At 71.1% G+C, this 24,743-nt stretch carries 20 protein-coding genes; 3 read left to right on the forward strand and 17 right to left on the reverse strand.

The window, feature by feature from the left end; genetic code table 11:
- Positions 1-20 precede the first annotated feature (20 nt).
- From prfA to KQY30_RS10645, 10 genes are all read right to left on the reverse strand, one after another.
- Positions 21-1,100, reverse strand: a complete 1,080-nt coding sequence (gene prfA / locus KQY30_RS10600; RefSeq protein ID WP_046496029.1) for a peptide chain release factor 1 — start codon at positions 1,098-1,100, stop codon at positions 21-23.
- A gap of 97 nt (positions 1,101-1,197) precedes the next feature.
- Entirely contained in the window at positions 1,198-1,422 is a 225-nt protein-coding gene (rpmE, locus tag KQY30_RS10605) for a 50S ribosomal protein L31 (RefSeq protein ID WP_046496027.1), read from the reverse strand.
- 196 nt (positions 1,423-1,618) lie between these two features.
- Positions 1,619-2,731 carry an LCP family protein gene (locus KQY30_RS10610; RefSeq protein WP_217306610.1) on the reverse strand — a complete coding sequence of 371 codons (1,113 nt, stop codon included), beginning with the start codon at positions 2,729-2,731 and terminating at the stop codon, positions 1,619-1,621.
- Positions 2,732-3,052: 321 nt separating this feature from the next.
- Positions 3,053-5,083 carry a transcription termination factor Rho gene (gene rho / locus KQY30_RS10615; RefSeq protein ID WP_217306611.1) on the reverse strand — a complete coding sequence of 677 codons (2,031 nt, stop codon included), beginning with the start codon at positions 5,081-5,083 and terminating at the stop codon, positions 3,053-3,055.
- Positions 5,084-5,469: 386 nt separating this feature from the next.
- Complete coding sequence (gene thrB / locus KQY30_RS10620; protein WP_217306612.1) at positions 5,470-6,387, reverse strand: homoserine kinase; 918 nt, start codon at positions 6,385-6,387, stop codon at positions 5,470-5,472.
- Positions 6,388-6,743: 356 nt separating this feature from the next.
- Positions 6,744-7,838 (reverse strand): threonine synthase, encoded by a 1,095-nt coding sequence (gene thrC, locus KQY30_RS10625; RefSeq protein ID WP_217306613.1) that lies wholly within the window; start codon positions 7,836-7,838, stop codon positions 6,744-6,746.
- A gap of 7 nt (positions 7,839-7,845) precedes the next feature.
- Positions 7,846-9,147, reverse strand: a complete 1,302-nt coding sequence (locus KQY30_RS10630; RefSeq protein ID WP_217306614.1) for a homoserine dehydrogenase — start codon at positions 9,145-9,147, stop codon at positions 7,846-7,848.
- A 108-nt stretch (positions 9,148-9,255) separates the two neighbouring features.
- On the reverse strand, positions 9,256-10,650 hold the full coding sequence (gene lysA / locus KQY30_RS10635) for a diaminopimelate decarboxylase (protein ID WP_217306615.1): 1,395 nt from the start codon (positions 10,648-10,650) through the stop codon (positions 9,256-9,258).
- Between the two features lie 30 nt (positions 10,651-10,680).
- Positions 10,681-11,703: an ArgS-related anticodon-binding protein NrtL gene (gene nrtL, locus KQY30_RS10640; protein ID WP_217306616.1), complete on the reverse strand. Its 1,023-nt coding sequence runs from the start codon at positions 11,701-11,703 to the stop codon at positions 10,681-10,683.
- Positions 11,704-11,832: 129 nt separating this feature from the next.
- On the reverse strand, positions 11,833-12,267 hold the full coding sequence (locus KQY30_RS10645) for a response regulator (protein WP_217306617.1): 435 nt from the start codon (positions 12,265-12,267) through the stop codon (positions 11,833-11,835).
- 141 nt (positions 12,268-12,408) lie between these two features.
- Here KQY30_RS10645 and KQY30_RS10650 point away from each other — a divergent pair, with 141 nt between their 5' ends.
- Positions 12,409-12,765: a hypothetical protein gene (locus KQY30_RS10650; protein WP_217306618.1), complete on the forward strand. Its 357-nt coding sequence runs from the start codon at positions 12,409-12,411 to the stop codon at positions 12,763-12,765.
- 40 nt (positions 12,766-12,805) lie between these two features.
- Here the strand turns inward: KQY30_RS10650 and KQY30_RS10655 are convergent, their stop codons facing one another.
- Positions 12,806-13,429: an HIT family protein gene (locus tag KQY30_RS10655; protein WP_254407059.1), complete on the reverse strand. Its 624-nt coding sequence runs from the start codon at positions 13,427-13,429 to the stop codon at positions 12,806-12,808.
- 75 nt (positions 13,430-13,504) lie between these two features.
- On the opposite strand from KQY30_RS10655, the gene KQY30_RS10660 reads away from it, so the two are divergent.
- A complete protein-coding gene (locus KQY30_RS10660; protein WP_217306619.1) occupies positions 13,505-13,840 on the forward strand; it encodes a hypothetical protein in 336 nt (111 codons plus the stop codon).
- A gap of 106 nt (positions 13,841-13,946) precedes the next feature.
- Here the strand turns inward: KQY30_RS10660 and KQY30_RS10665 are convergent, their stop codons facing one another.
- Complete coding sequence (locus KQY30_RS10665; RefSeq protein ID WP_217306620.1) at positions 13,947-14,564, reverse strand: RNA polymerase sigma factor; 618 nt, start codon at positions 14,562-14,564, stop codon at positions 13,947-13,949.
- Positions 14,565-14,913: 349 nt separating this feature from the next.
- On the opposite strand from KQY30_RS10665, the gene KQY30_RS10670 reads away from it, so the two are divergent.
- Entirely contained in the window at positions 14,914-16,149 is a 1,236-nt protein-coding gene (locus tag KQY30_RS10670; RefSeq protein ID WP_217306621.1) for a DUF4241 domain-containing protein, read from the forward strand.
- Positions 16,150-16,221: 72 nt separating this feature from the next.
- Here the strand turns inward: KQY30_RS10670 and KQY30_RS10675 are convergent, their stop codons facing one another.
- The 5 genes from KQY30_RS10675 to KQY30_RS37105 all read right to left on the reverse strand — a co-directional run bounded on the left by KQY30_RS10675 (position 16,222) and on the right by KQY30_RS37105 (position 24,738).
- Positions 16,222-17,067, reverse strand: a complete 846-nt coding sequence (locus KQY30_RS10675) for a phosphate ABC transporter ATP-binding protein (RefSeq protein ID WP_217306622.1) — start codon at positions 17,065-17,067, stop codon at positions 16,222-16,224.
- Positions 17,068-17,087: 20 nt separating this feature from the next.
- Positions 17,088-18,038 (reverse strand): sortase, encoded by a 951-nt coding sequence (locus KQY30_RS10680; protein ID WP_217306623.1) that lies wholly within the window; start codon positions 18,036-18,038, stop codon positions 17,088-17,090.
- A 146-nt stretch (positions 18,039-18,184) separates the two neighbouring features.
- Positions 18,185-20,890, reverse strand: a complete 2,706-nt coding sequence (locus KQY30_RS10685) for an Ig-like domain repeat protein (protein ID WP_217306624.1) — start codon at positions 20,888-20,890, stop codon at positions 18,185-18,187.
- 102 nt (positions 20,891-20,992) lie between these two features.
- Positions 20,993-21,997, reverse strand: coding sequence for a substrate-binding domain-containing protein (locus tag KQY30_RS10690; protein ID WP_217306625.1), 1,005 nt, complete (start codon positions 21,995-21,997; stop codon positions 20,993-20,995).
- A gap of 254 nt (positions 21,998-22,251) precedes the next feature.
- A complete protein-coding gene (locus KQY30_RS37105; protein ID WP_217306626.1) occupies positions 22,252-24,738 on the reverse strand; it encodes a hypothetical protein in 2,487 nt (828 codons plus the stop codon).
- Between the last annotated feature and the right edge of the window lie 5 nt (positions 24,739-24,743).

Raw genomic sequence — 24,743 nt, forward strand, 5'->3', positions numbered from 1 at the left:
TACTGCTTACCGGTCACTGCTCACTGCGCAGCCGCGAGCTTCGCGGCCGAGTCGGCGTCGACACAGGCCTGGATGACGGCGTCCAGTTCCCCGTCGAGCACCTGGTCCAAGTTGTACGCCTTGAATCCGACACGGTGGTCCGAGATCCGGTTTTCCGGGAAGTTGTACGTACGGATCTTCTCGGACCTGTCGACGGTACGCACCTGGCTGCGGCGCGCGTCGGCGGCCTCCTTCTCCGCCTCCTCCTGCGCGGCGGCGAGCAGCCGCGAGCGCAGGATACGCATCGCCTGCTCCTTGTTCTGGAGCTGGCTCTTCTCGTTCTGGCAGGAGGCGACCACTCCGGTGGGCAGATGCGTGATGCGGACGGCGGAGTCCGTCGTGTTGACGGACTGGCCGCCGGGGCCCGAGGAGCGGTAGACGTCGATCCGCAGATCGTTGGGGTTGATCTCCACGTCGATCTCCTCGGCCTCGGGCGTCACCAGGACACCGGCGGCGGAGGTGTGGATACGGCCCTGGGACTCGGTCGCGGGCACCCGCTGCACCCGGTGCACCCCGCCCTCGTACTTCAGCCGCGCCCAGACGCCCTGCCCGGGTTCGGTGGCTCCGTTGCCGCCCTTGGTCTTCACCGCGACCTGGACGTCCTTGTAGCCGCCCAGCTCCGACTCGGTGGCGTCGATGATCTCGGTCTTCCAGCCGACGCGCTCCGCGTACCGCAGATACATCCGCAGCAGGTCGCCGGCGAAGAGCGCGGACTCGTCGCCGCCCGCGCCGGCCTTGACCTCCAGGATGACGTCCTTGTCGTCGCTGGGGTCGCGCGGTACGAGCAGCAGCCGCAGCCGTTCGGTCAGCTCCTCGCGCTGCTGCTCCAGGTCCTTGACCTCGGCGGCGAAGTCGGGGTCGTCGGCCGCCAGTTCGCGGGCGGTGACGATGTCCTCACCGGTCTGCTTCCAGGAGCGGTACGTGCCGACGATCGGGGTCAGCTCGGCGTAACGCTTGTTGAGCTTGCGCGCGTTGGCCTGGTCCGTGTGGACCGACGGGTCGGCGAGCTTCTTCTCCAGATCGGCGTGCTCGCCGATCAGTTCCTCGACCGCCTCGAACATCGGATGCTCCTGGGTGTGTACGAACGTGCTTCGGGACGCCAAAGCGCCGGTCCCGGCACCCCGGAGAGGGGCACCGAGAACCGGCGCAGACGGCTCGCTACTTCTTGGCGGAGGCAGCGCCCTTGCCGAAGCGGGCCTCGAAGCGGGCCACGCGGCCACCGGTGTCGAGGATCTTCTGCTTGCCCGTGTAGAACGGGTGGCACTCGGAGCACAGGTCGGCACGGATGGTGCCCGACTCGATGGTGCTGCGGGTGGTGAACGACGCGCCGCAGGTGCAGCTCACCTGGGTCTCGACGTACGTGGGGTGGATGTCGCGCTTCAAGGGTCTCTCCTAGATCCGGGAGGGCGCCGGGTCGCACGCGCGGATTGCTCGTACGTGAACCGGAGCCGACGTACCAGTCTGCCAGGACCGGCCGTATCTCCCAAAACCGGGGGCCGGGCGGAGATATTCCTTGATCCCGGGCCGCCTGCCCGAGGAAGGCCTGTGGAGGTCGGTCCCCGTCAGTCCCCGGTCCGCGTCAGTCCTCCTTGACCGTGCCGTGCGCGTCGCCGCCGTCCCCCTCGGAGTCCTTGGTCGCCGAGGCCGGTATCGGCTTGTCCTGCTTGAGCGCGGTCCAGACCTGCTCCGTGCCCGACGGGATCGGCAGGACACGGTTCGGGTCGGCGGGGTCGTAGCTCACCGGGAGCGTGATCATCCGTACATGCGCGGCGTCCAGGTCCTTGAGGCCGTCGGCGAAGCCGATCAGCGCGCCGACCGAGTCCAGCCGGGAGTCGGTGGTGACGGCCCGGGTGGCGGTGTCCGCGAGGCCGTACAGCTTCTTCGGGCTGCCGACCAGGCCGATGCTTCTGACCTGCTCGATCAGCGCCTTAACGAAGCCCTGCTGGAGCTGGATCCGGCCCAGGTCGCTGCCGTCGCCGACGCTCTCGCGGGTCCGTACGAGACCGAGGGCCTGCTCGCCGTCCAGGACATGGGTGCCGGGCGCCAGGGTCAGCCGGCTTCTGGCGTCCTCTATCGGGCGGGTGGTGGTGACCTTGACCCCGCCCAGTTGGTCGACGAGCTTCTTGAATCCGGTGAAGTCGACCTCGATGTAGTGGTCCATGCGGATGCCGGACATCGTCTCGACGGTCTTCACCGCGCAGGCCGCGCCCCCGACCTCGTACGCCGTGTTGAACATGGCCCCCCGCTGCTCCGGTGCGGTCCTGCCGTCGCCGGTGGCGCACGCGGGGCGGTCGATCAGGGTGTCGCGCGGTACGGAGACGACGCTCGCCGCCTTCCGGCCCGGATAGACGTGGACGATCATCGCCGTGTCCGAGCGGGCGCCGCCGCCGTCCCTGCCGTACTCGGCATTGGCGCCGGAGCGGGAGTCGGAGCCGAGGACCAGGATGTCCTGGGAGCCGCCGGCGGTGTCGGCCGGGCGGTCCCTGCCCAGGATGCGGTCGATGTCGATCCCCCGGAGATTGCCGTCGAGCTTGACGTACACATATCCGAGCCCGGAACCGCCGAGCAGGACCACGACCGCTGCCGACCAAGCGACGACTCTGGCCGCCCTGCGGCGGCGCCTGGTCTTGGCGCCGCGGCGTCGACGGCGGCCCGGTGTCCGGCCGTATATCCGGCTGCTCCCGTCCGTCATGGCCTCCCTCGGTCCGTACCGCCCGTACCGCGCTCCACCCCCTGTGCAATATGTCGCACTTGTCCAGTCAGTGAAGCATCAGGAGGAGAGCACGGCACCCGCTGAGCGGGCCGGGCACGCGGGAGAGGCACGGAAGGGCCGCCAGGAGGGGCCTGTGGGGCTCTGCGGGCTCCTGCCGCGCGCCCGGTGGTGGGCGGGCCGGACAGGGTTACGGAGACGCCGGCGGGCCGTCCGGGCGCTTCCATGGGCCCCGTACGGCGAACCGCCCCGGCGCACGGGCACCGGGGCGGTTCGATGGACATCCGGGGACAGCGGGCCGGGTCAGTCGTTCCCGTTGCCGGGGCCGGGCGTCGTCTTCTGGATCTGGAGCAGGAACTCGGCGTTCGACTTCGTCTGCTTCATCTTGTCCAGGAGCAGCTCGATCGCCTGCTGCTGGTCGAGCGCGTGCAGCACCCGGCGCAGCTTCCAGACCACCGCAAGCTCCTCGCCGCCGAGCAGGATCTCCTCCTTGCGGGTGCTGGACGCGTCCACGTCCACCGCCGGGAAGATGCGCTTGTCGGAGAGCTTCCGGTCGAGCTTCAGCTCCATGTTGCCGGTGCCCTTGAACTCCTCGAAGATCACCTCGTCCATCCGCGAGCCGGTCTCGACCAGCGCGGTGGCCAGGATGGTCAGCGAGCCGCCGTCCTCGATGTTGCGCGCCGCGCCGAAGAAGCGCTTCGGCGGGTAGAGCGCGGTCGAGTCGACACCACCGGACAGGATGCGGCCGGAGGCGGGCGCCGCGAGGTTGTACGCACGGCCCAGACGGGTGATCGAGTCCAGCAGCACGACCACGTCGTGGCCCAGCTCGACCAGCCGCTTGGCGCGCTCGATGGCCAGCTCGGCGACGGTGGTGTGGTCCTCGGCCGGGCGGTCGAAGGTCGAGGAGATGACCTCGCCCTTGACCGACCGCTGCATGTCGGTGACCTCTTCGGGGCGCTCGTCGACGAGGACGACCATCAGATGGCACTCGGGGCTGTTGACCGTGATCGCGTTGGCGATGGCCTGGAGGATCATGGTCTTGCCGGTCTTCGGCGGGGCCACGATCAGACCGCGCTGGCCCTTGCCGATGGGGGCGACCAGATCGATGATCCGCGTGGTCAGCACGCCCGGGTCGGTCTCCAGCCGGAGCCGGTCCTGCGGGTAGAGCGGGGTGAGCTTCTGGAACTCGGGGCGGCCACGGCCCGTTTCGGGCGCCATGCCGTTGACGGAGTCCAGCCGCACCAGCGCGTTGAACTTCTCGCGGCGCTCGCCCTCCTTGGGCTGGCGCACGGCGCCGGTGACATGGTCGCCCTTGCGCAGACCGTTCTTGCGGACCTGGGCGAGCGAGACGTACACGTCGTTGGGGCCCGGCAGGTAGCCGGAGGTCCTGATGAACGCGTAGTTGTCGAGGATGTCGAGGATGCCCGCGACGGGGATCAGCACATCGTCGTCGGCGACCTGCGGCTCGCCCGGGCCGAACTCGTCACGGCCGCGGCGCCCCCGGCGGTCGCGGTACCGGCCGCGCCGGCCGCGCCGGCCGCCCGCCTCGTCGTCGAAGTCGTCCTGCGGTCCCGCGTTCTGTCCGCCGCGGTTGTCCCGCTGCTGGCGCTGGCCGCCGCTCTGCTGCTGGCCGCCGCCCTGGCCGCCCTGCTGTTCGTCGGCCTTGCCCCGGCGGTCGCGCTGCCGGTCGCGGCGCTCGCCGCGGTCCCGGTCCCCGCGCTGGCCGCGGTCCTGGCGCTCACCGCGCCGTCCTTCCGCGTCGCCCTGCGCGGTGCCCGCGCCGGACACCGCCACGGCGGCCTCGGCCCTGCTGTCCGCGCCCGCCTCGGCCTTGCCGTCGGCCGCGGCCTCGCCCGTGACCTCGGGGCTGCCGGCCTGCGCGGTGGCCCGGCGGCGGCGCCGCTCGCCGACCGGCTGGTCGTCGCTGGCGGGCTGGCCGGGGATGTCGATCTGCTGCGTGGCCACGGCCTTCTCGGCGGTGTCCGCGCTGTCCTCGGCCGCGGCGGCCTCGCCCGTACGCGCCTTGGAGGTGGCGCGCCGCTTCGGCTTGGCGGCGGTGTCGTCACCGCCCGCCTCGGCGCTCTTGGCCGTGGACGGGCCTCCGGCCTGCGCTTCCTTGATGACCTCGATCAACTGGCTCTTGCGCATCCGCGCGGTGCCCCTGATGCCGAGGCCGGACGCGACCTGCTGCAGCTCGGCCAGGACCATGCCCTCGAGGCCGGTGCCGGAGCGGCGGCGCCGTGCGGTGGTGCCAGTGGCAGCACCTGCGGCGGGCGCGGTGGCGTCGACACTGTTGTCGGCAGTCACGCCCATCAGATCGGTGGTGTCGCTCACGAAGGGTCCTTCCCTGGAGCGGACGTCGGCCTTCTGGCTCGGCGACCGGTTGTGCTGTCCGACGGCGGTCCCATCCTGTGGACCGCCCCGGGGCGGTGGTCCCGCCGGATATGGCGGAGAAACATGCATACGTGCGATGGGTCCGGCCCGAGGTCCCCCTGCTCGGCCCTCCGCTGGGAAAAACGGGGGGTGTCGCGCCGGTTCCGGTGCGTGCTCAAAACTGCTCAGGCAGGCTGCTCAGGCAGTTGGGGAGGCTCCCGGAAGAAGGTTGGCCCCGAAGCGGGACACGAAGCACCGCGCCTCAAAGACGTCGGTTGCAGACTTGAGGTTAACACTACCGGCTCCAACAAACATTCCCCCTCTCCCTCACCGGCAATCCCGTGCGGCTATGCGCCGAGCGGCAGAACACTGGCGCCCGCGGTGTCGAGTGAGAGCCGGTTGGCCGCCCACCCCTCGCCCGCGAGCCGTGCGACCTTGTCGGCCGCACCGTCCTCGACCAGCGCCAGGACCGTGGGGCCCGCGCCGGAGATGACCGCGGGGACGCCGTCCGCGCGCAGTCGGTTGACAAGGGCGACGCTCTGGGGCATCGCCGGAGTCCGGTAGTCCTGGTGGATCCGGTCCTCGGTGGCCGGCAGCAGCAGCTCGGGGCGCCTGGTCAGCGCCTCGACGAGCAGGGCCGCGCGGCTCGCGTTGACGGCCGCGTCAACATGCGGAACGGTGCGCGGCAGCAGCGCGCGGGCCGTCTCCGTGAGCACCGGGCCGCCGGGGACGAAAACCACCGGAACGATGGAATCGGCGGGATCCATCCTGATGGCCCGGGCCGCGCCGCCGTCCGTCCAGGCCAGCGTGAATCCGCCGAGCAGACAGGCGGCGACATTGTCCGGATGCCCCTCGATCTCCCCGGCCAGCTCCAGCAGCGCCGCGTCGTCGAGCCGGGCGTCCCCGCCTATGGTCACGGCGCGGGCCGCGACGATCCCGGCGCAGATCGCCGCCGAGGAGGAGCCGAGGCCGCGGCCGTGCGGGATGCGGTTGGCGCAGACGACCTCAAGGCCGCGCGGCTGCCCGCCGAGCAGGTCGAAGGCGGTGCGCAGGGAGCGTACGAGCAGATGGCTCTCGTCGCGGGGCAGTGTTTCCGCGCCCTCACCGGCGATGTCGACATGCAGGCCGGAGTCGGCGACGCGGACGACCACATCGTCGTAGAGCCCCAGCGACAGGCCCAGGGAATCGAAGCCAGGACCGAGATTGGCGCTGGTGGCGGGGGTGCGCACCCGTACGGCGGCGGCGCGGAACGCGGGACCGGCCATCGCTCTGACGACTCTCCTTGGCGTGTGGGACCTGTGGCCTGTTTACGTGGGTGTGACGGCGTGACTGGATGATCGTGTGGCAGTGCGGGATGTTCGAGATGTACGGAATATACGCGGACATGCGGAACGCCCGGGGGCCACGGGGGCGACAGCGCCGCGGCATATGCGGCGGGGCGGATTGGGTACAGCCTATCGAAGGAAGGTTGTGTGGCGACATAGGGCGCACAGGAGGCGCACGATGCGTGTCGCGTGCCTCCTGTGCGCCTTTGTCGCTCTTGCCTCGCTTGCCGGCCACCACGGGCGCCGTCCCGCGTCGGTTCGCGGCCGGCCGCCGGTTTCGGCCCGGGCGAGGAGGCTCAGCTCAAACCGAGGCGCTGGGCCGCGACGGTGGCGTCGACCGGTACGGTGACCGGCTGCGGCGCTCCGGCGACCGCCCAGTCCGGGTCCTTGAGGCCATTGCCGGTGACCGTGCAGACGATGCGCTGGCCGGGGTCGACCTTGCCCTCCTCGGCGGCCTTGAGGAGTCCGGCGACGGAGGCGGCCGAGGCGGGCTCGACGAAGACGCCCTCCTGGGCGGCCAACAGCCGGTACGCGGACAGGATCTGCCGGTCCGTCACGGAGTCGATGAAGCCGCCCGACTCGTCACGGGCGGCCAGCGCGTACTGCCAGGACGCCGGGTTGCCGATCCGGATCGCGGTGGCGACGGTGTGCGGGTCCTTGACGACCTCGCCGCGCACGATGGGCGCCGATCCGGAGGCCTGGAAGCCCCACATACGGGGGGTGCGGGCGGCCATGCCGTCGGCGGCGTACTCGCGGTAACCCTTCCAGTAGGCCGTGATGTTGCCGGCGTTGCCGACGGGCAGCACATGGATGTCGGGGGCGTCGCCGAGCGCGTCGACGATCTCGAAGGCGGCGGTCTTCTGGCCCTCGATCCTGACCGGGTTGACCGAATTGACCAGCGCCACCGGGTAGTTGTCGGAGAGCGCGCGCGCCAGGGTCAGACAGTCGTCGAAGTTGCCGTCGACCTGGAGGATCCTGGCGCCGTGCACCAGGGCCTGGCCCATCTTGCCGAGGGCGATCTTGCCCTGGGGTACGAGGACGGCGCAGACCATGCCGGCCCGTACCGCGTAGGCCGCGGCGGAGGCCGAGGTGTTGCCGGTGGAGGCGCAGATGACCGCCTGGGCGCCTTCCGCCTTGGCCCGGGTGATGGCCATGGTCATGCCACGGTCCTTGAAGGATCCGGTGGGGTTGGCACCCTCGACCTTGAGATGAACGTCACACCTGGTCCGCTCGGACAGCACCTGCGCCGGGACGAGCGGCGTACCACCCTCACGGAGTGTGACCACGGGGGTGGTGTCCGTCACCGGGAGGCGGTCCCGGTACTCCTCGATGATGCCGCGCCACTGGTGAGTGCCCCGGTGGGTGCCCTGGTGGAGGCCGATGCTGGTCATGGGTCCCTTACTCCCCTTCAACACGCATGATGCTGGCGACACCGCGCACGGTGTCGAGCTTGCGCAGCGCTTCGACGGTCCCGGAGAGGGCGGCGTCGGGCGCGCGGTGGGTGACGACGACGAGGGCGGCCTCGCCGTCGCCGTCCTGGCGGCCTTTCTGGCGCACCGTGTCGATCGATACGCCGTGCTCGGCGAAGACTGTCGCGACCTGGGCGAGCACACCCGGTTTGTCGGCCACGTCGAGGCTGATGTGGTAGCGCGTCACGACCTCGCCCATGGCGCCGACGGGAAGCTGGGTGTACGCGGACTCGCCGGGGCCCGTGGCGTCGGCCAGCTTGTTGCGGCAGACCGCGACCAGGTCGCCGAGGACGGCGGAGGCGGTGGGCGCGCCGCCCGCGCCGGGACCGTAGAACATCAGCCGTCCGGCCGCCTCGGCCTCGACGAAGACCGCGTTGTACGCCTCGCGCACCGAGGCGAGCGGATGGCTGAGCGGGATCATCGCGGGGTGCACCCGGGCGGTGACGGACAGCCCGTCGGCGGCGCGCTCGCAGATCGCGAGGAGCTTGACCGTACAGCCCATCTTCTGCGCGGAGGCCAGATCGGCCGAGGTGACCTCGGTGATGCCCTCGCGGTGAACGTCGTCCAGGCGGACCCGGGTGTGGAAGGCGATGCCGGCGAGGATGGCGGCCTTGGCGGCGGCGTCGAAGCCCTCGACGTCCGCGGTCGGGTCCGCCTCGGCGTAACCGAGGGCGGTGGCCTCGTCCAGCGCCTCCGAGTAGCCGGAGCCCGCGGTGTCCATCCGGTCGAGGATGAAGTTGGTCGTGCCGTTGACGATGCCGAGGACCCGGTTGACCTTGTCGCCGGCGAGGGACTCGCGCAGCGGCCGTACCAGCGGTATGGCTCCGGCGACGGCCGCCTCGAAGTACAGGTCCCGGCCGTGCCGCTCGGCGGCCTCGTACAGCGTCGTGCCGTCCTCGGCGAGCAGCGCCTTGTTCGCGGAGACGACGGAGGCGCCGTGCTCGAACGCGGTGGTGATGAGCGTACGGGCGGGCTCGATGCCGCCGATGACCTCGACGACCACATCGATGTCGCCCCGTTTGACCAGGGCCATGGCGTCGGTCGTGATCAGCGCGGGGTCGATGCCCGCGCGGACCTTGGAGGGGCGCCGGACGGCGACCCCGGCCAGCTCGACCGGGGCGCCGATCCGCGCCGCGAGGTCCTCGGCGTGCGTCGTCATGATGCGCGCCACCTCTGAGCCGACCACACCGCAGCCCAGCAGTGCCACCTTCAGCGGACGCGTACGCATCATCCGACCTACGCCTTTCATCCATCACAGCCGATTACCGCGGGAATCCGAACCAGTCTCACTCACTGGACGGGGGTTTCTGCCCTCTGTCCAGATTGCGAGACATGTATTTCACTCGCCGACGTCGAGTCGCAGAAGATCTTCCTCCGTCTCGCGCCGGACGATCACCCGGGCCGCCCCGTCCCGTACGGCGACGACGGGCGGCCGGAGCGCATGGTTGTAGTTGCTCGCCATCGAGCGGCAGTACGCGCCGGTGGCGGGCACGGCGATCAGGTCCCCGGGGGCCAGATCGGCGGGCAGGAACGCGTCCCGTACGACGATGTCGCCGCTCTCGCAGTGCTTGCCGACGACGCGTGTGAGCATCGCCTCGGCGTCGGAGCGGCGCGAGACGAGCGCCACGCTGTACTCGGCGTCGTACAGGGCCGTACGGATGTTGTCGGACATGCCGCCGTCCACACTGACATAGGTGCGCAGACCTTCGAGCGGCTTGATGGTGCCGACCTCGTAGAGCGTGAAGGCCGTGGGGCCCACGATGGCGCGGCCCGGCTCGACGGAGATCCGGGGGGTGGCGAGCCCCGCGGACTCACACTCACGGGTGACGATGTCGCTGAGGGCCTTCGCGATGTCGTGCGGTTCGCGCGGGTCGTCCTCGGAGGTGTACGCGATACCGAGGCCGCCGCCGAGGTCGATCTCCGGCAGCTCGACACCGTGCTCGTCGCGGATCTGCGCCAGCAACTGCACCACCCGGCGGGCGGAGACCTCGAAGCCGGCCATGTCGAAGATCTGCGAGCCGATGTGCGAGTGGATACCGGTCAGTTCGAGGCTGTCGAGGGCGAGGGCCCGCCGTACGGCCTCGGCGGCCTGTCCGCCGGCCAGCGCGATACCGAACTTCTGGTCCTCGTGGGCGGTGGCGATGAATTCGTGCGTGTGGGCCTCGACACCGACGGTGACCCGGATCTGGACGCGCTGGCGGACACCGAGGCGGCGCGCGGTGTGCGCGACCCGGACGATCTCCTGGAACGAGTCGAGGACGATCCGGCCGACCCCGGCCTCGACGGCCCGCTCGATCTCCTGGGCGGACTTGTTGTTGCCGTGGAAGGCGACGCGTTCGGCGGGCATGCCGGCGGCCAGGGCGGTGGCGAGTTCGCCGCCGGAGCAGACGTCGAGGTTGAGGCCCTCCTCGTGCAGCCAGCGGACGACGGCCCGGGAGAGGAAGGCCTTGCCCGCGTAGTAGACGTCGGCGTCGCTGCCGAAGGCGTCGGACCAGGCGCGGCAGCGGGCGCGGAAGTCGGCCTCGTCGAGGATGTACGCGGGGGTGCCGAACTCCTCGGCGAGCCGGGTCACTTCGATCCCCGCGACGGTGGCGACACCGTCCCCGTTCCTGCGGACGGTGCGGGACCAGACCTTCTCGTCCAGGACATTGAGGTCGGCGGCGGGGGCGGTGTAGTGCCCCTCGGGGAGTACATCCGCGTGACGGGGGCCTGCGGGGTGTGCGGAACGGCTCATCTCGTGGCTCTCTTGGTTCTCTTGAGTGGTTCAGAGGTGTTCTGGTGCGTCGACGCCGAGCAGGGACAGGCCGCCGGCCAGCACGGCCCCGGCGGCTTCGGCGAGCGCGGTCCGGGAGCGGTGGGCGGCCGAGGGTTTCTCGTCGCCGAGGGGCAGCGGGCGGCAGGTCTCCTGGAAACGCAGGAACGCCTCCGCGGTGAGTTCGAGATGGCGGGCCAGCCGGTCGGGCGCGCGCAGCCGCGCGGCGGCCTCCAGGACGGCGGGGTGGTCGCCGAGGGCGGTGAGGAGGGGCGTGGCGGGCCGGCCGTCGCCGAAGGGTTCCCGGCCGGGGGTGGCGGGCCGGCCGGGCTCCGCCGGCTCGCTCCCGATGCCCAGGCGGGCGGCGGCGCGCGCCTGGGCGCGGGTACGGGCGTACGCGTACCGCACCCGGAAGAGCGGGTTGCTCTCGCGCTGCACGAGCAGGTCCGGGCCGGTGTACGGACGGTCGTGGGCGGCGGGCCGCAGCAGCGCCCAGCGGGCGGCGTCGGGGCCGAGCCGGGCGAGGGCGGCGGGGTCGGGCGCGGGTACGACCGCGAGGCGCTCCTCGGCGCCGGGTACGACGGCGGCCTCGGCGCCCTGGGTGCGGAGCAGCCGTACGACGGTACGGGTCCAGAGGCCGGCCCGCGGTTCGTCGGCCGGGGCGAGGGTCACGACCGTACCGGCGAGGGCGTCGCCGTGGCCGTAGCGGGCCGGGTCGCGGAGGATCGTACGGACCAGGCCGTCGGCGCTGTCCTGGCCGAGGGTGAAGTTCAGGAAGCCGGGTCCGGTGATCTCGACGCGGGCGATGCCGTGGGTGGTGTCGACGCGGCTGCGCAGGATCTCGGCGACCTCGCGGGCGGGGCGTCCCGCGGGTCCGGCGAGGCGCAGGGCGATGCCGGTGGCGTACTCGCCGCGCCCGCCGGGGCGGGACCGCTCGACGACGATCCGCTCGGGGACGGGGCCGGGCAGCGCGTCGTCCGCGACCGCCCGGCACACGGCGTGCCGGACGGTACGGGAGAGCTCTGCGGGAGTCACGGCACCAGCGTATGGGAGGAGGGGGTGACCTCCGCGAGCACGTTCCGCGATGCGGGCAGTGGGGCTTGGCCGGGCGGGCTTGGGCTGGGCCGGGGGCCGGGCGGATCCGTCGGCCGCCGGGTCCGTCGGTCAGCCGCAGGCCGTACCGGCCGTGCCCGCGCCGCGTCGGCCGTCCACCGGGGGCGGGGGGTTGCGGTGGGTGAGACGGCGGACCAGGCGGATCAGCTCGGAGGGCTCGAAGGGCTTGGCGAGAAAGGCGTCCACTCCGGCGGCGAGGCCGGATTCCACTTCGTACTGCGTGCAGGCGCTGATGATCGCTATGGGCAGGCGGCTCGTACGGGGGTCGGCACGGAGGCGGGCGGCGGTACGGGGGCCGTCGAGACGGGGCATCACCATGTCGAGGGTGACCACATCGGGCATGACCTCGTGGACCACGTCCAGGCACTCGGCACCATCGGCCGCGGTCACGACCTCGAAACCCTCCAGTTCGAGATTGACCCTGATCAACTGCCGGATGACCCTGTTGTCGTCGACGACGAGCACCCGGCCGGACGCGCCTGACACATATCGAGGGTAGGTCCGATTCCGGGGCGGCGTCCCGCTTTTGCCGACTTCCGCATCGGCCGCGCGACCGGGGTGCGCTCCGGGGGGTCCCTCGCCGATCTTGCCGGGCCCGATCGGCAGGACACCCCCTAGGCTCTGCGTATGGAGCAGAGCGAAGTCGTTCTCAGGGCCATCGGCATTCTCACGCAGTCCGCGGAGTGGATCCGCGCCGCGGGCGGGGATTCGGGGCCGGCCGCGGAGTCGGGTGCGGGGCAGATCGGGTCGTTGCTGGCCGAGGTCTTCCCCTCCTTCACGGTCTCCCCGGAGGCCACCCCGCTGGAAGCGGCCCACGCGGTGACCGAGGCGGCGCTGCCCGCCATCATGCAGCTCATCGGCGCGTTCAGCTTCGTCTTCTCGGAACTGGCCGAGGTCCACGACTCCGGCCGCACGGACATCAGCTCGGAGGCGGTACTGAGGGACCTGGCCCTGAGAATGTCCCGCCCGAGCGGGGCGGTGTAGACAGCGGCGCCAGGGCCGGGCGCCGCTGCCTGAGGCACCGTCATGTTTCGGGCTGGAGGCGGGTGTTGATTGCCTGGCGGAGGCGTGTGGCCAGGGCTGCTGTTTCTTCGGGGGGTGTGGGCAGGACTCCGTTCTCCGCCATCAGCGCGTGGTACTGCTGCCTGCGGTACGGGACTCCCGGGGGCAGGCCCGCGATGTGCCAGTGGAGGTGGGTGTTGCCCTGTTGGCTGCCCAGTGACAGGAGGTACGTCCGCTCGGGCTTGAAGACGTCCTCCATCGCCAGCGCCACCGTCCTCACGAACAGCATCAGCCGGGTGTACGCGGCCTCGTCCAGGTCGCGGACGGCGTGTTCGATGTGTGGTTTCGGGGCGGCCAGGAGTTTGCCCGGGAGCGTGGGGAAGCGGTCGAAGAAGGCCACGTGGTGCTCGTCCTCGTACACGGTCTCGTGCCGGTACGCCGGATCGCCCGCGAGGAAGGCGCAGACGAAGCACGGCCCGCCGCGCGCCTGTTGTTCGTACTCCTGGAGATCGAAGGGCTGCGCGCCGGGGCGCTCCGACAGGGTCACGGCGAGTTCTTTCCGTTGTTCGACGAGTTCGAGGACTTCGAAGAGTTCGAAGAGTTCGAAGAGTTCGACGAATGCGTCGACTGCTTCAGTTGCTGCCACGACTTCGACGGCTTCGTCTTCTTGGGCTTCTTCGGCTTCTTCGGTTTCTTGTCCTGCGCCGCCTGGCCCGGTGGCGTGGCTTTCGCTGAGGAGGGCGGTGTCGCGGACTCCTGGGGCCGCGTGCCGGTCGGCGGGGGCGGGGAGGGCGACGTGGACGTAGACGTGGACGCGGACGGGGTGTGGCGCTCTGGAGGTGATGGGGGCTGGTGGGTGGTCGGGGCGCGGAAGGGCGTCGGGATCGCTCCCGTACCCGCCGCGATCGCCACGCCGCTCAGCGTAGCCACCGCCGCCAGCGCCGCGACCAGTGCTCTCGCGCCACGGAAGGCATGGACGACCCGGTGGCCGCGCGGGCGCCAGTCGTCCTGGGGTCTCGGGTCCGTCGGCGCGGCCGAGGCGCGGGCCGTACGGTAGGCCGCCAGGGCGGCTTCGTGTCCCGTTCGGGGGGCCGATTCGCCGGACGGGTCCAGCAGCGCCGTACGCAACCGGTCGGCGGCCTCGGAGAGTTCACCGTTCGTGCTCATCCCACATCCTGAAGCGTTGCCGGGGCGGAGGCCGGGGACTGCCCGGAGGCCGGAACCGATGCCGAGGCCGACGCCGAGGCCGCGCCCGCCGTTGACAGGGCCGCGAGCGCCGGTGCCAGCCGCTTCAGGCCCCGGTACGAAGCCGTACGCACCGCTCCCACCCGCTTCCCCAGCACCCGCGCCGCCGCCGGCCCGTCGAGGCCCACCACCACCCGGAGCAGCACCGCCTCCGCCTGGTCCCTCGGCAGCTTTCTGACCAGTGCCAGCGCCCGCTCGGTCGACAGCGACTCGAACGCCTCGCGCTCGGTGTCCTGGCCGCCCGGCAGGTCCAGCAGATCGTGTTCGAAGTCCGTCACCCGCGGCCGGCTGCGCTGACGGCGCAGATGGTCCAGCGCCCGGTGCCGCGCGATCGTGGCCGTCCAGCCCCGGAAGCCGTCCCCGTCCCCCCGGAACCGCAGCAGATCCCTGGCGATCTCCAGCCAGGCCTCGGCCGCGACATCCTCCGCGTCGTCCCCCACCAGCCCGCGCACATAGCCGAGCAGTCTCGGGTGGATCTGCCGGTAGACCGCTTCGAACGCCTCCTCGTCCCCATGCTGGGCGCGCTCGACGGCCATACCGAGCCCCCCGTCCGCTGTCCGGCCGCTCTTCCGGTCCGCTCCCCCGCCGCTGACCACACTGTCACCTTCGTAACGACGCGGCACCGTTCACCGTGCCCATGCCCCCTGTGCCGGTTTCTCCGCGACTTCGTCCGCGAGTTGATCACTTCATTCGCGGCAGACGCGAGACGGCCCACCTGGGACAGCGCGAGCGCTCGCCAAAGCATCACACCGCGCGCGGGTGTGATGTTTCCGTGAAGCCGTGCGCTGGTTCGGCCATGACCTGTTCCCCCGGCAGCAGACGCACCGGCGCCCCCGGACGCCTCGGTGGCGGCGAGCGGTGAGGAGTACGAGGAGTGCGGCTCTCGTGATCGTCTATGTGATGTACGGCGAGGACTGGGACCCGGTGACACGTACGGTCGTCGGCCCGATCGGCCCCCGGGCCGCCGCGGCCCGGGACGCCGCGGGGGCACCGTACGCCGTGATCCTGCGCACCCCCGGCCGCCCGCAGCCGGTCGCGGTGCTGCACATCGCCTGGGCGCACCGGCCGGCCGGCTATCTCGGCATCTGGGCGTACGACGACCAGGGCCGCAGGACCCGGGAGATCGACATCCGGCGGCTGCGGCCCGACCGGCTGTTTCTGCGCCGGCTCGCCCAATGGCGGTACGGCAGCCCGGAGTTGCCGGAATTCGCGGGCAGCGCGGGCCGGGTCAGGATCGACCTCCATCCGGACGGCACGAGCCGCCGGGTGAGCGAGCCGCGCGGCGACGCGGGCCCGGCGCGCCACACCGTCGTGCGGGTGCCCGGGGACCGGAGCTGGGAGCCGGTGCCGGCCTTCGGCGAGTGGGGGCAGGTGGCGGCCACGATGACCGGCGACCGCACCGCGCCGGTCGAGCTGCGGACCATAGCCGATCCGCAGGGCTCGCCGGGGGTACGGAGCTGGCACCCGCCCCGGCCCATGCGCCCGCGCCACCTCGCCGAGATGTTCACGGTGGACGCCCGTTTCACGCCGCCGCCCGGCGACCGCGCCGACCGGTACGCCGTACGGCGCGTCGTCGACGCGGGGCTGCTGCGGCTGCCGAGCGGGTGCCTGATCGCGTGCGATCCGTACGGCGGGGACGCGGACGGGGCGCCCACCGTGTTCTTACGGCCCGGCGGCTACCGCGTGGAGATCGCCGTGGCCGCCTATCCGGTCAAGCAGCCCGGGCACTGGCGGCCCGTCGAGGAGTATGTGGCGGCGCGGGTCGTCGTGTCGCAGAACCCGACCGCGTACTGGGAACCGGCGACCGGCCCCGGCCAGGACGTACGGCTGCTGCGCGACGGCGAGTTCCACGGCTTCGCCGTGGGCTCCGGGACCGGCTGCTTCGCGGACGCCTCGGCCGAGCGGCTGCTCTCGGGGAAGTGGGCCTCGGACGTCCCTCATGAGCAGGACGGCATCACCGTACGGCGGGACCCGGTCAGCGGCGGCGGGCTGATCGCCTTCCCCAGCGGGCGCGGCGACGGCTCGTACCCGGTGTGGGTGGGGCGGGACGCGCGCGGGGACATCACCTGTGTGGTGGCGGACATGCTGATCCTGCACCGCGCGGAGATCGTGGCGGGCTGAAGCGTGCTGTACGGGCCGGTCCCGCCCGTACAGCAAGCGCGTCGGCAGTGCCCTGGGCCGACGGCAACGCCCCTATCCGAAGCGGCCGTTGACGTAGTCGGCCGTCCTGGTGTCCTGCGGCCGGCCGAACATCGCGTCCGTGTCGCCGTGTTCGACGATAACGCCGGGCGTGCCCTGTTCCGCGAGGAAGAAGGCACAGGAGTCGGAGACGCGGGCGGCCTGCTGCATGTTGTGGGTGACGATGACGATCGTCACCTCGGACTTGAGGTCGGCGATCGTCTCCTCGATCCGGCGGGTCGAGGTGGGGTCGAGCGCCGAGCAGGGCTCGTCCATCAGCAGGACCCTGGGGCGTACGGCCAGGGAGCGGGCGATGCAGAGACGCTGCTGCTGGCCGCCGGACAGGGCGCCGCCGGGCTGGCGGAGGCGGTCCTTGACCTCGCGCCAGAGGCCGGCCTTGGTGAGGCACTCCTCGACGAGGTCGTCCTTGCCCTCGCGGCCGGCCTTGATGCGGTTGAGCTTGAGCCCGGCCAGGACGTTGTCGTACAGGGACATCGCCGGGAACGGGTTGGGCTTCTGGAAGACCATGCCGATCTCACGGCGGGCATGGGTGATCCGGCGGCCCCGGTCGTAGATGTCGCCGCCGTCGAGCAGCACGCGGCCGGCGAGCCCGGCGGACGGGATCAGCTCGTGCATCCGGTTGAGGATGCGCAGGAAGGTCGACTTGCCGCAGCCCGAGGGGCCGATCAGCGCGGTGACCCGGTTGGCGGGCATGGTGAGCGAGACCCGGTCGAGGACCTTGTGGTCACCGAACCAGGCGGAGACACTGTCGGCCTCCAGGGTGGCGGGGCCCGCCCCGGGGCGCCGCACGGCGTCAGCGGTGTAGGCCGGTATGGCAGAGGCCGGTGTGGTGGCGGTCATGTCGGTCAACTCCCGGTATTTCAGAGCAGGTTGGGCAGAAGGCGGGTGGCGGCGCCGGCCACGGCCAGCCCCAGGCCGGCCAGTACGGGCAGCGCGCAGATCCAGGTCTGCCAGCGGCCCCACACGCGCTGGGCCCAGGCGGCGAGCAGGGCGGCCAGGAAGAGCCCCTGGGTCCAGAGGAAGACGGCGAGCCAGGCGCCGCTGTCACCCTTGAGCGCCTCTTCGGAGGTGCCGATCCAGCCGGAGCGGCGGTCGCGCGGCGGGCTGGGCTGGACGGGCGAGGTCAGTTCGGCGTCGACGCGCAGCACGCCCGAGGGGGTGTACGCGGGGCCGGTGGCGGTGATCAGGGTGAGCCTGCCCTTGGTGGGGTCGGCGGCCGTGGGCAGCGCGTCACCGGCGCGGCGGATGCCGGTGACCCGGTACTCGGCCTTGCCCTGGCCGGTCATCACGGTGACCGTGGCGTTCTCGGGCAGCCGGCCGAGGCCGGCGAAGGGGCTGCCGTACCCCCAGAGCCTGCCCATGATCACGGAGGTGCCCGCCTGGCCGGGCAGCGGGGTGTCGCGGCGGTGCCCGGGGCCGGACATCAGGACGCCCGAGGTGGTGCCCTCGCCGACGACCTCGTGAACGCCGAGGGCGGGGATGTCCAGGAGACCGACGGGCGCACCGAGCACGAGTGGCTTGCCGTTGCTGTCGTTCCCGCCCACCGGGGCGGTGCCCTCGGCGAGTTGCTTGCGCAGCTCGTCGTACTGGACCTGCTGGTCGCGGGCGTGCTTGAGATGGCCGACGACGGTGAGGTTGGCGGCGAAGCCGAGCAGCACGGCGGCGAGCACGCACAACGCGGCCCCGGCCAGCGCCAGGCCGGGGCGTGCGGGGCCGGGGCGTGCGGAGCCGGGAGCGGCTTTCCCGCGCTCGATGGGCCGCTCGGGTCCGGCCGGCGCGGGGGCGGACGGCGGCGATGTCAGAACGGCCACGGTGGCTGCGCTCCTCGCTGTCTGGGTCGAAGTCTGGTTGTGGGGGGTGCGGTTCTGCTACGGGAACGGGGTACGGGCGCGGGTCCGGGGGCGGGCGGTGCGCTGACCGCCCGCCCCCGGAAGCCCTCGTCCTACCGGGTTACGGGTCAGTCGCCCGCCGGGCCCGACGGCGCGGCGAAGGTCAGCAGACCCTTGCGGCGCGCGCTGACCACGAAGGCGGCGCCCACGCAGAGCAGGGCCAGCGAGCCGAGGCCGATCGCCGCGACTCCGGTACCGGTCGAGGCGAGGGACCCGCCGTCGCCGCCACCGCTGCCGCCGTCCGAGCCACCCGTACCGCCGGTGTCCGACCCGCCGGTGTCGCCACCGGTCGCGCCGTCCGTCGTACCGCCGTCCTCGCTCGCGCTGTCGCTGGGCTCGGGGGTGGGGTCCGGGTCGGTGACCTCGCCGGTGGTGAAGGCGAACGCGACGCTGTGGCCGTCCGCCTTGTCCTCGGCGAGCGTCAGCGTGTGGTCGCCGTCGGCGATGTCCTCGGGGACGGTGAAGTCGTAGCCCTGGACGATGCCTTCGGCGTCGGCCGTGGCGTCGTCGAAGGCGGCCTCGCTGTCGGAGAGGGCGACCTTCACCGCGGAGTTCGGGGAGTAGCCGCGGGCGGTGATGGCGACCTGCTGACCGGCCTCCAGGTTGGGGTTCTCGCCCAGGGGGTTGCCGTCGGCGTCGACGACTTCGAGGTCGGCGGGCTCGTCGGGGGTCTCGGAGGCGGTGGGCGACGGGGAGCCGGTGGGCGACGGAGAGCCGGTCGGCGTGGGGCCGGTCTCCTCAACCGTATAGCCACTGATCTCCCCGGACGAGGCGGCGTAGGCGTCGGGGTCGGCCGGGGTGAACTGGGCCCTGATGTCCTGTACGCCCTTGGTCAGCGCAGACGTTTTGATCACCGCAGTGCCGTTCTCGACCGTAGCCCTGCCGAGCTCGACCGGATCGGCAGGGGCGCGCACCGAGGTCAGGGTGATCTCACCGGCCGCCGTCGCAGGTGTCACCGTCGCGGTGAAGGTCACCTCGGTGCCCTGTACGGGGTGGCTCTCCGGGGATGCCGTCAGCGCGACGCTCGTGGCCTCGGCCTCGGCCACCGCCCAGTTGGTACCCGTGATCTTGATGTTCGTGGTGAAGAAGGACCGGGGCAGCGTGGCGTTGACGGGGTTGACGCAGTCGAGCCTCAGCTCATACGTGCCGTCGTAGTTCCCGTCCGGGAACCAGCCGGTGAGAGCCTTGGAGAGGGTGAAGAGAACGATGCTCGCCGGCATATCGGTGTCGATGGGTCCGGCGTCGTAGCCGCCCGCCTTCACCTCGCCGATCCTGAACTCCTTGGGCTCCGTCGGATGCACCACGAAAAGTCTCAGCACTTGGCCCTGGTCCGCCGGGCACGCCGCGTCCGTGGACATACGCGGGCTCAGCGGATTGTCGGTGATGCTGCCCGAGGTCTTGCTGAAGGTCAGTTCCCCCAGCCGTCCGGCCGCACTCGCGCCGGCCGCGGTGCCGAGCACAGCGGCGGCGGCACCCAGGAGCAGGGCGCAGCACATCAGCAGCGCCGGAAGTGTTCTCGCTCGCGCGAGGCGTGTCATGGTCGTTACTCCTAGTAGGTGTTGGGCACGGGGCGCGGTATGCGGCACAGGTGCCGGTTCGGAAGGGACGGAGACGTGGCCCCGGCTCGGGGCCGGGCCACGGATTCGGATACGCCGTGGGGCCGGGCGCCTGAAGGGCGCCCGGCCTGGTCGTCGAAGCGAGAGGTGAGGATCAGCTCTCCCCCGGAGTGCGGTGCTGCCGCAGGCGGAGCCCAGCGTGGCGAAGCCGTACCGCGCGATCACGCCGGTCCGGGCACAGACCAGGGAGTTGGGGCCCACGAAGGCACTGATGAGTGCGGGGTCCGGGTCGGCGTTACCGGCCAGCCTCGCGGTCGGGACGACGTTGTAGACATCGCGGACGTATGGGAAGTTGACGTTGAGGGTGCCGTTGGCGTTACGCGGGGCAACGCCGTTCACGTTGCCGAGGACCGTGACGCCGTGACGGTCGGTCACCACGCCGCCGGTCTGCGCGATCCACTGGGCGATCGAGTAGGGGGCGATGTCACCGGCGGTGTCCAGCGCGGTGCCGTCGTTGTCCTGGAACGGTCTGACGCAGACACCGATATGCGCCTCGGTCATGCCCAGTTTCGCTAGCAGCCAGCTCCTGGTGCCGGAGCCTTGCTCGGGCAGCAGCGGCGTCAGGTCGACTGCGTTGTGCCTGGTCTTGACGCAGGTATAGATGTCGCGGAGCTGCTGGGTGGTCAGGTCCAGACCCGGGGCGGAGTTGAGCGGGCTGTCGTTGCGTACGACGAAGGTCACCGAGTCCCTGGCGAACGGGATCCAGGTCAGTGTGGTGCTTGCGAACGACGTGGGCCCCTGCGAGGAACGGGCGAAGTCGACGCACCCGGTGTTGTTGAGCATCGCGACGCGCAGCATGTAGATACCCTGCCTCGAGCCATTGGCCCGGCCGCCGAACTCACAGCCTGCGGCGCGGTATTTGACGGGCGAGGGTCCCGTGGCGTCGTACGAGGCGATGAGCTGGTCGTCCGGGAAGCCGTCCGGGTCGGCGATGACCGCACCGAGACCGTTGAGCACGTCCTGCGTGGTGTCCGAGCCCACGCCGACGAGATGGCGGTACTCGCCAGGCCCTGGGTCGCCGGACGCCGGCGTGGTGAGCAGGCTCAGACCGAGGGCGGCGGCGAGGGTGACGGCTGCCGACCGGATGACGGACGCGAGCTTCACTGCGGGTTCCTCCTCCGTGATCGCGGTACTCGGGTCATGAGGTGCGGGGGTCATGGTCATAAGGTGCGGGGCCGGGCACCCGGTGGGTGCCCGGCCTTGGCGCGGTGGGGCGTGCTGGCCGGGGCGGCGCCGGAGATCCGGCATCCGCCCCGGTTATCAGCGCTCGGCCTTGACGCTGACGTCGCCGCAGTTGGCGATCGTGCCGAAGCCGTAGGCGTTGATGACGTCGGTCTGCAGGCACACGTCGGAGGTGCCGCCGACGAACGCCTTCTTCAGGTCGGCGTCGTCGGGGGTGGTGCCGCCATCGATCTTGGCGGTCGGCACGACGTTGTAGACGTCACGGTTGTACGGGAAGTTCACGTTGAGCGTGCCGTCCGCGTTCTGCGGCGCGACACTGTTCACCTTGCCGAGAACCGTGACACCGTGACGGTCCGGCACAACGCCACCGGTCTGGGCGATGTACTGGGCGATCGAGTACGGGGCGATGTCACCGGCGCTGTCCAGCGCCAGGCCGTTGTGCTCCTGCACCGTACCGTCGACGCAGGAACCGATCTGGGCCTCGGTGACGCCGATCTTCTCCAGGAAGAAGGTCCGAGTGCCGGAGCCCGTCTGCGGCAGCAGCGGGGTCAGGGTGACACCGTTGAGCACCCGCAGGCTCGGGTCGCAGGTGTAGATGAGCTTGAGCTGGGCCGTCGTCAGGTTCAGCGCCGGGGTGTTGAGCGCGCTGTCCGAACGGACCGCGACGGTCACCGCGTCCTTGGCGAACGGAACCCAGGTCAGCCGGGTCGTGGTGAAGTCGACCGGGCCACGCGAGGAGCGGGCGAAGTCGACACAGTCGATGCTCGTGTTGGTGAGGTCGTTGCGCAGCGCGTCGATACCGGCCGAGGAACCGTTCGGCCGAGCGATCGAGCCGCCGACACGGCAGGTCACCGAACCGGTGCCCGTCGCGTTGTACGACTGGATGAGCTGGTTGTCCGGGCTGCCGTTGGGGTCGAGGATGACCTCGCCCAGGCCGTTGACGACGTCCTGCGTGGTGTCCGAACCCACGCCGACGATCTGGCGGGTCTCGGAGTCGGCGGACGCGGGAGTCGCGAAAAGGCTCAGGCCCATGGCGACGGCGCCGACAGCGGCGGCCATGCGAATACGGGACTTGACGTTCACTTCTGTTCTCCTCCGTGTATACGGATTACGAGCAATGGACGGTCAAGAGGAATCCGGATTGTCGTAGCTGTCGACCCGTCGGCCGACACCGTGAACAGTTCCTTATTCTCCCGCCGGAGAACCACCAACTCCATTGAAGGAAAAGGTTACGAGGGCATTTCCTAGGCGACTCCTAGGGAATTCACGAGTGGTGACACGAAATTCCCGGAGGGCGGAACGCCGCTCCGGGAATTCCGGTGCCACGGAACGCTAGGTCATCCCGAGCCGCCCGTCGCCGCCCGGCGTGCCGAGAGCCTCAGGAGTACGGGACCGGCCAGCGCGGCGGCACCGCCCGTGACCAGGACTCCGAGCAGCACCCAGCGGATGATGCCGAGGACCTCGCCGGGAGTCAGCCCGCCGGCCGCCGCGGCGACGCTCTTCCCAGGGCCGGAACCGCCGCCGGACGCCGCGGCGCCCGGGGTGGCGGAGGCGCTGGGCGCGTCCGTACCGGGGCCGCCGGCCGCTCCCTCGCTTCCGGCACTCCCCGCCGCCGTACCGCCGGAATCCCCGGCGGGCCCGCCGACAGCGGCCGTATCGGTGCCGCCGCCGGAGCCGCCGGCACCGGCCGGAACGCTCTCGTCACCGCCAGGGGCGGCCGGCTTGCCTCGTTCCAGCTGGTCGGCGGCGGCCAGTGCCTGGTCGCGCAGGGCCTTGGGCATCGGCGCGTATCCGGGCGGCAGCTCACCCGGCGCCAGGCCTGCCGTCTGCCCGTCACCCGCCGCGTACCTGATCAGCCGCGCGTAGTCCCGGCGGGCGTCCGCCGGCTGGTCCAGCGGGGTGGCTGCGTAGGCGACTGCCGTCAGCGGATAGGCTCCGCCCTTCGCGGTGGCCGGGGTGGGCGCCTTCACGCCCTTGACGGCCGAGTCGGGCATCCGGGCTACGGCCTTCAGCAGGGCGTCGGCCGTCGGCTTGACATAGTCCCCGTCAGCGTTGGGAAGCGCGGCGACATCCAGCCCGTAGCGGGACGCGGACGCGGCGTCGACAATGCCGTACGCCTTGCGGCTTCCCGGGACGGCGTCCGATACCACCAGCTTGACGCCGCTGGGAGAACTCGGGTCCTGGGCAGGAACAAAGGTCGCTCCGCTGGCGCCTCGCCGGATCCGCAGCGCCCCGTTGTGCAGGTCGCTGGAGTAGGGGGACCGCTCCTGCTGCCCGTACTTGATCTTCCCTGTCGCACCATCGCCGAAGGCCAGCGACACCTCGGTCTCGGTCGGGTCCGCCTTCGGGAAATCGAGCGGGGCGGTTTTGTCAAGTTCCAGCCCCTGGTAGGAGGGATTCACTTTGGTGCCCCAGGGGTCCGGCTTTCCCTCCAGAAATTCCCGGGCATCGGCGTCCGACTGGAGATAGCGCCACACAAGAGAATTGACATCCGAATTGGCGGCCTGAAGCAGTATTCCGTCAGGACCGAGCTGGGGCGCCACGTCACGGTCGAAATACGGATTCAGCTTTCTGAATTCCGGATCGACAATGATGGAGAGCGCGTTGCCTTCGAGGTGGTCCGGAACTGGGTGCTCGAAACTGACGAGCCGAACGTCATAGGGATACGAACCGGTCAGCAGCTTGGCCAGCAGGCGTGGATTGAGCTTGAGATCATGCACCTGCCCGGCGTCCCCGTCCTCCCAGAAGAAGCCGACCGTGAGAGCGCTGACAGCCACGGGAGCGTGCACAACATCCGTCCCGCCCTCGACCGGGGCCACGGTGATGCCCATCCCGGGTGAACTCGCCGTGGGATTCTCGATGAGCCCCCGTGCGTAGTCCTCGCCGGCCTGGCTGAAGGTGAAGCGCGAGTCGGCTCCCGAGCACAACCGGGTCTGCCAGGACGTGATGGCGTCGGTCAGCAGCTCGGCGCCGATGACGCGGCGCTCGACCTTGTCGGCAGCACAGGTGTTGCCCACCGGACCGAAGTCCATCGGGAAGACGATCCGCTGGTCCCAGTTGGACTGGCTCAGGCCAGAGGTCCTGAGCCCCGTGCCGACATCGCTGGAACCGTCCGGATCGTGTGTGCCACGAGGGACAACCACCAGCCAGCACCGCCGGGGCGTCGTCCGCCCGGCCGCCAGGTCGACCTCACCGCATCCCAGATGGGGTGCTTCGAGCGCCGTCTTCACCTCGAAGACCGCTTCGCCGGTCCCGTCCTGCCTCGTGCGCAGCCAGGGCTGGGCATTCGTGTCGTTGTTGGTGAAGTACGTCCAGTCGGTGGGCGAGTCGGTCTGATCCCCCACCACCGGCCGGAACGGTACGAACGGGTTGCCGCCTCCCGGGTCCTCGGTGTACTTCGTCTCCTGGGGGTCCGCGCCCGTGGGCAGCGCCCGCAGGCCCATGAATCGCTCGCCCGCGTTGTTCGCTCCGAACTCGCACTGTTCACGTTCGGGGCCCGCGGTACCGTCCCCCCAGCACTGCATGATCTGCAGAAAGTTCATGTACTTCATGGACGGCGGCATCTCATGGCTCGTCCAGGTCACCTGGACGCCCTGCGCGCGTAGATTCCTGGTCTGGTGGACCGTCACCTTGAGATCGGAGAAGTCGTCGTACGGGCCCTTCTTGCCCGTCTTCGTCACCGCCGAGTCCTCTTCGGTGTCCGCCGCCCGTACCACCGGTGCCTCCGCCGCCCCGGCAGGGCCCGACGGCAGCGGTACCAGGGCCAGCAGCAGGGCACCGACCAGCGCTCCCATGCCGGCCGTCACCCGGCGGGACACAGTCATGTCGC

It is taken from the genome of Streptomyces sp. GMY02, from assembly GCF_019056675.1.
GTDB classification, from domain to species: Bacteria; Actinomycetota; Actinomycetes; order Streptomycetales; family Streptomycetaceae; genus Streptomyces; species Streptomyces odonnellii.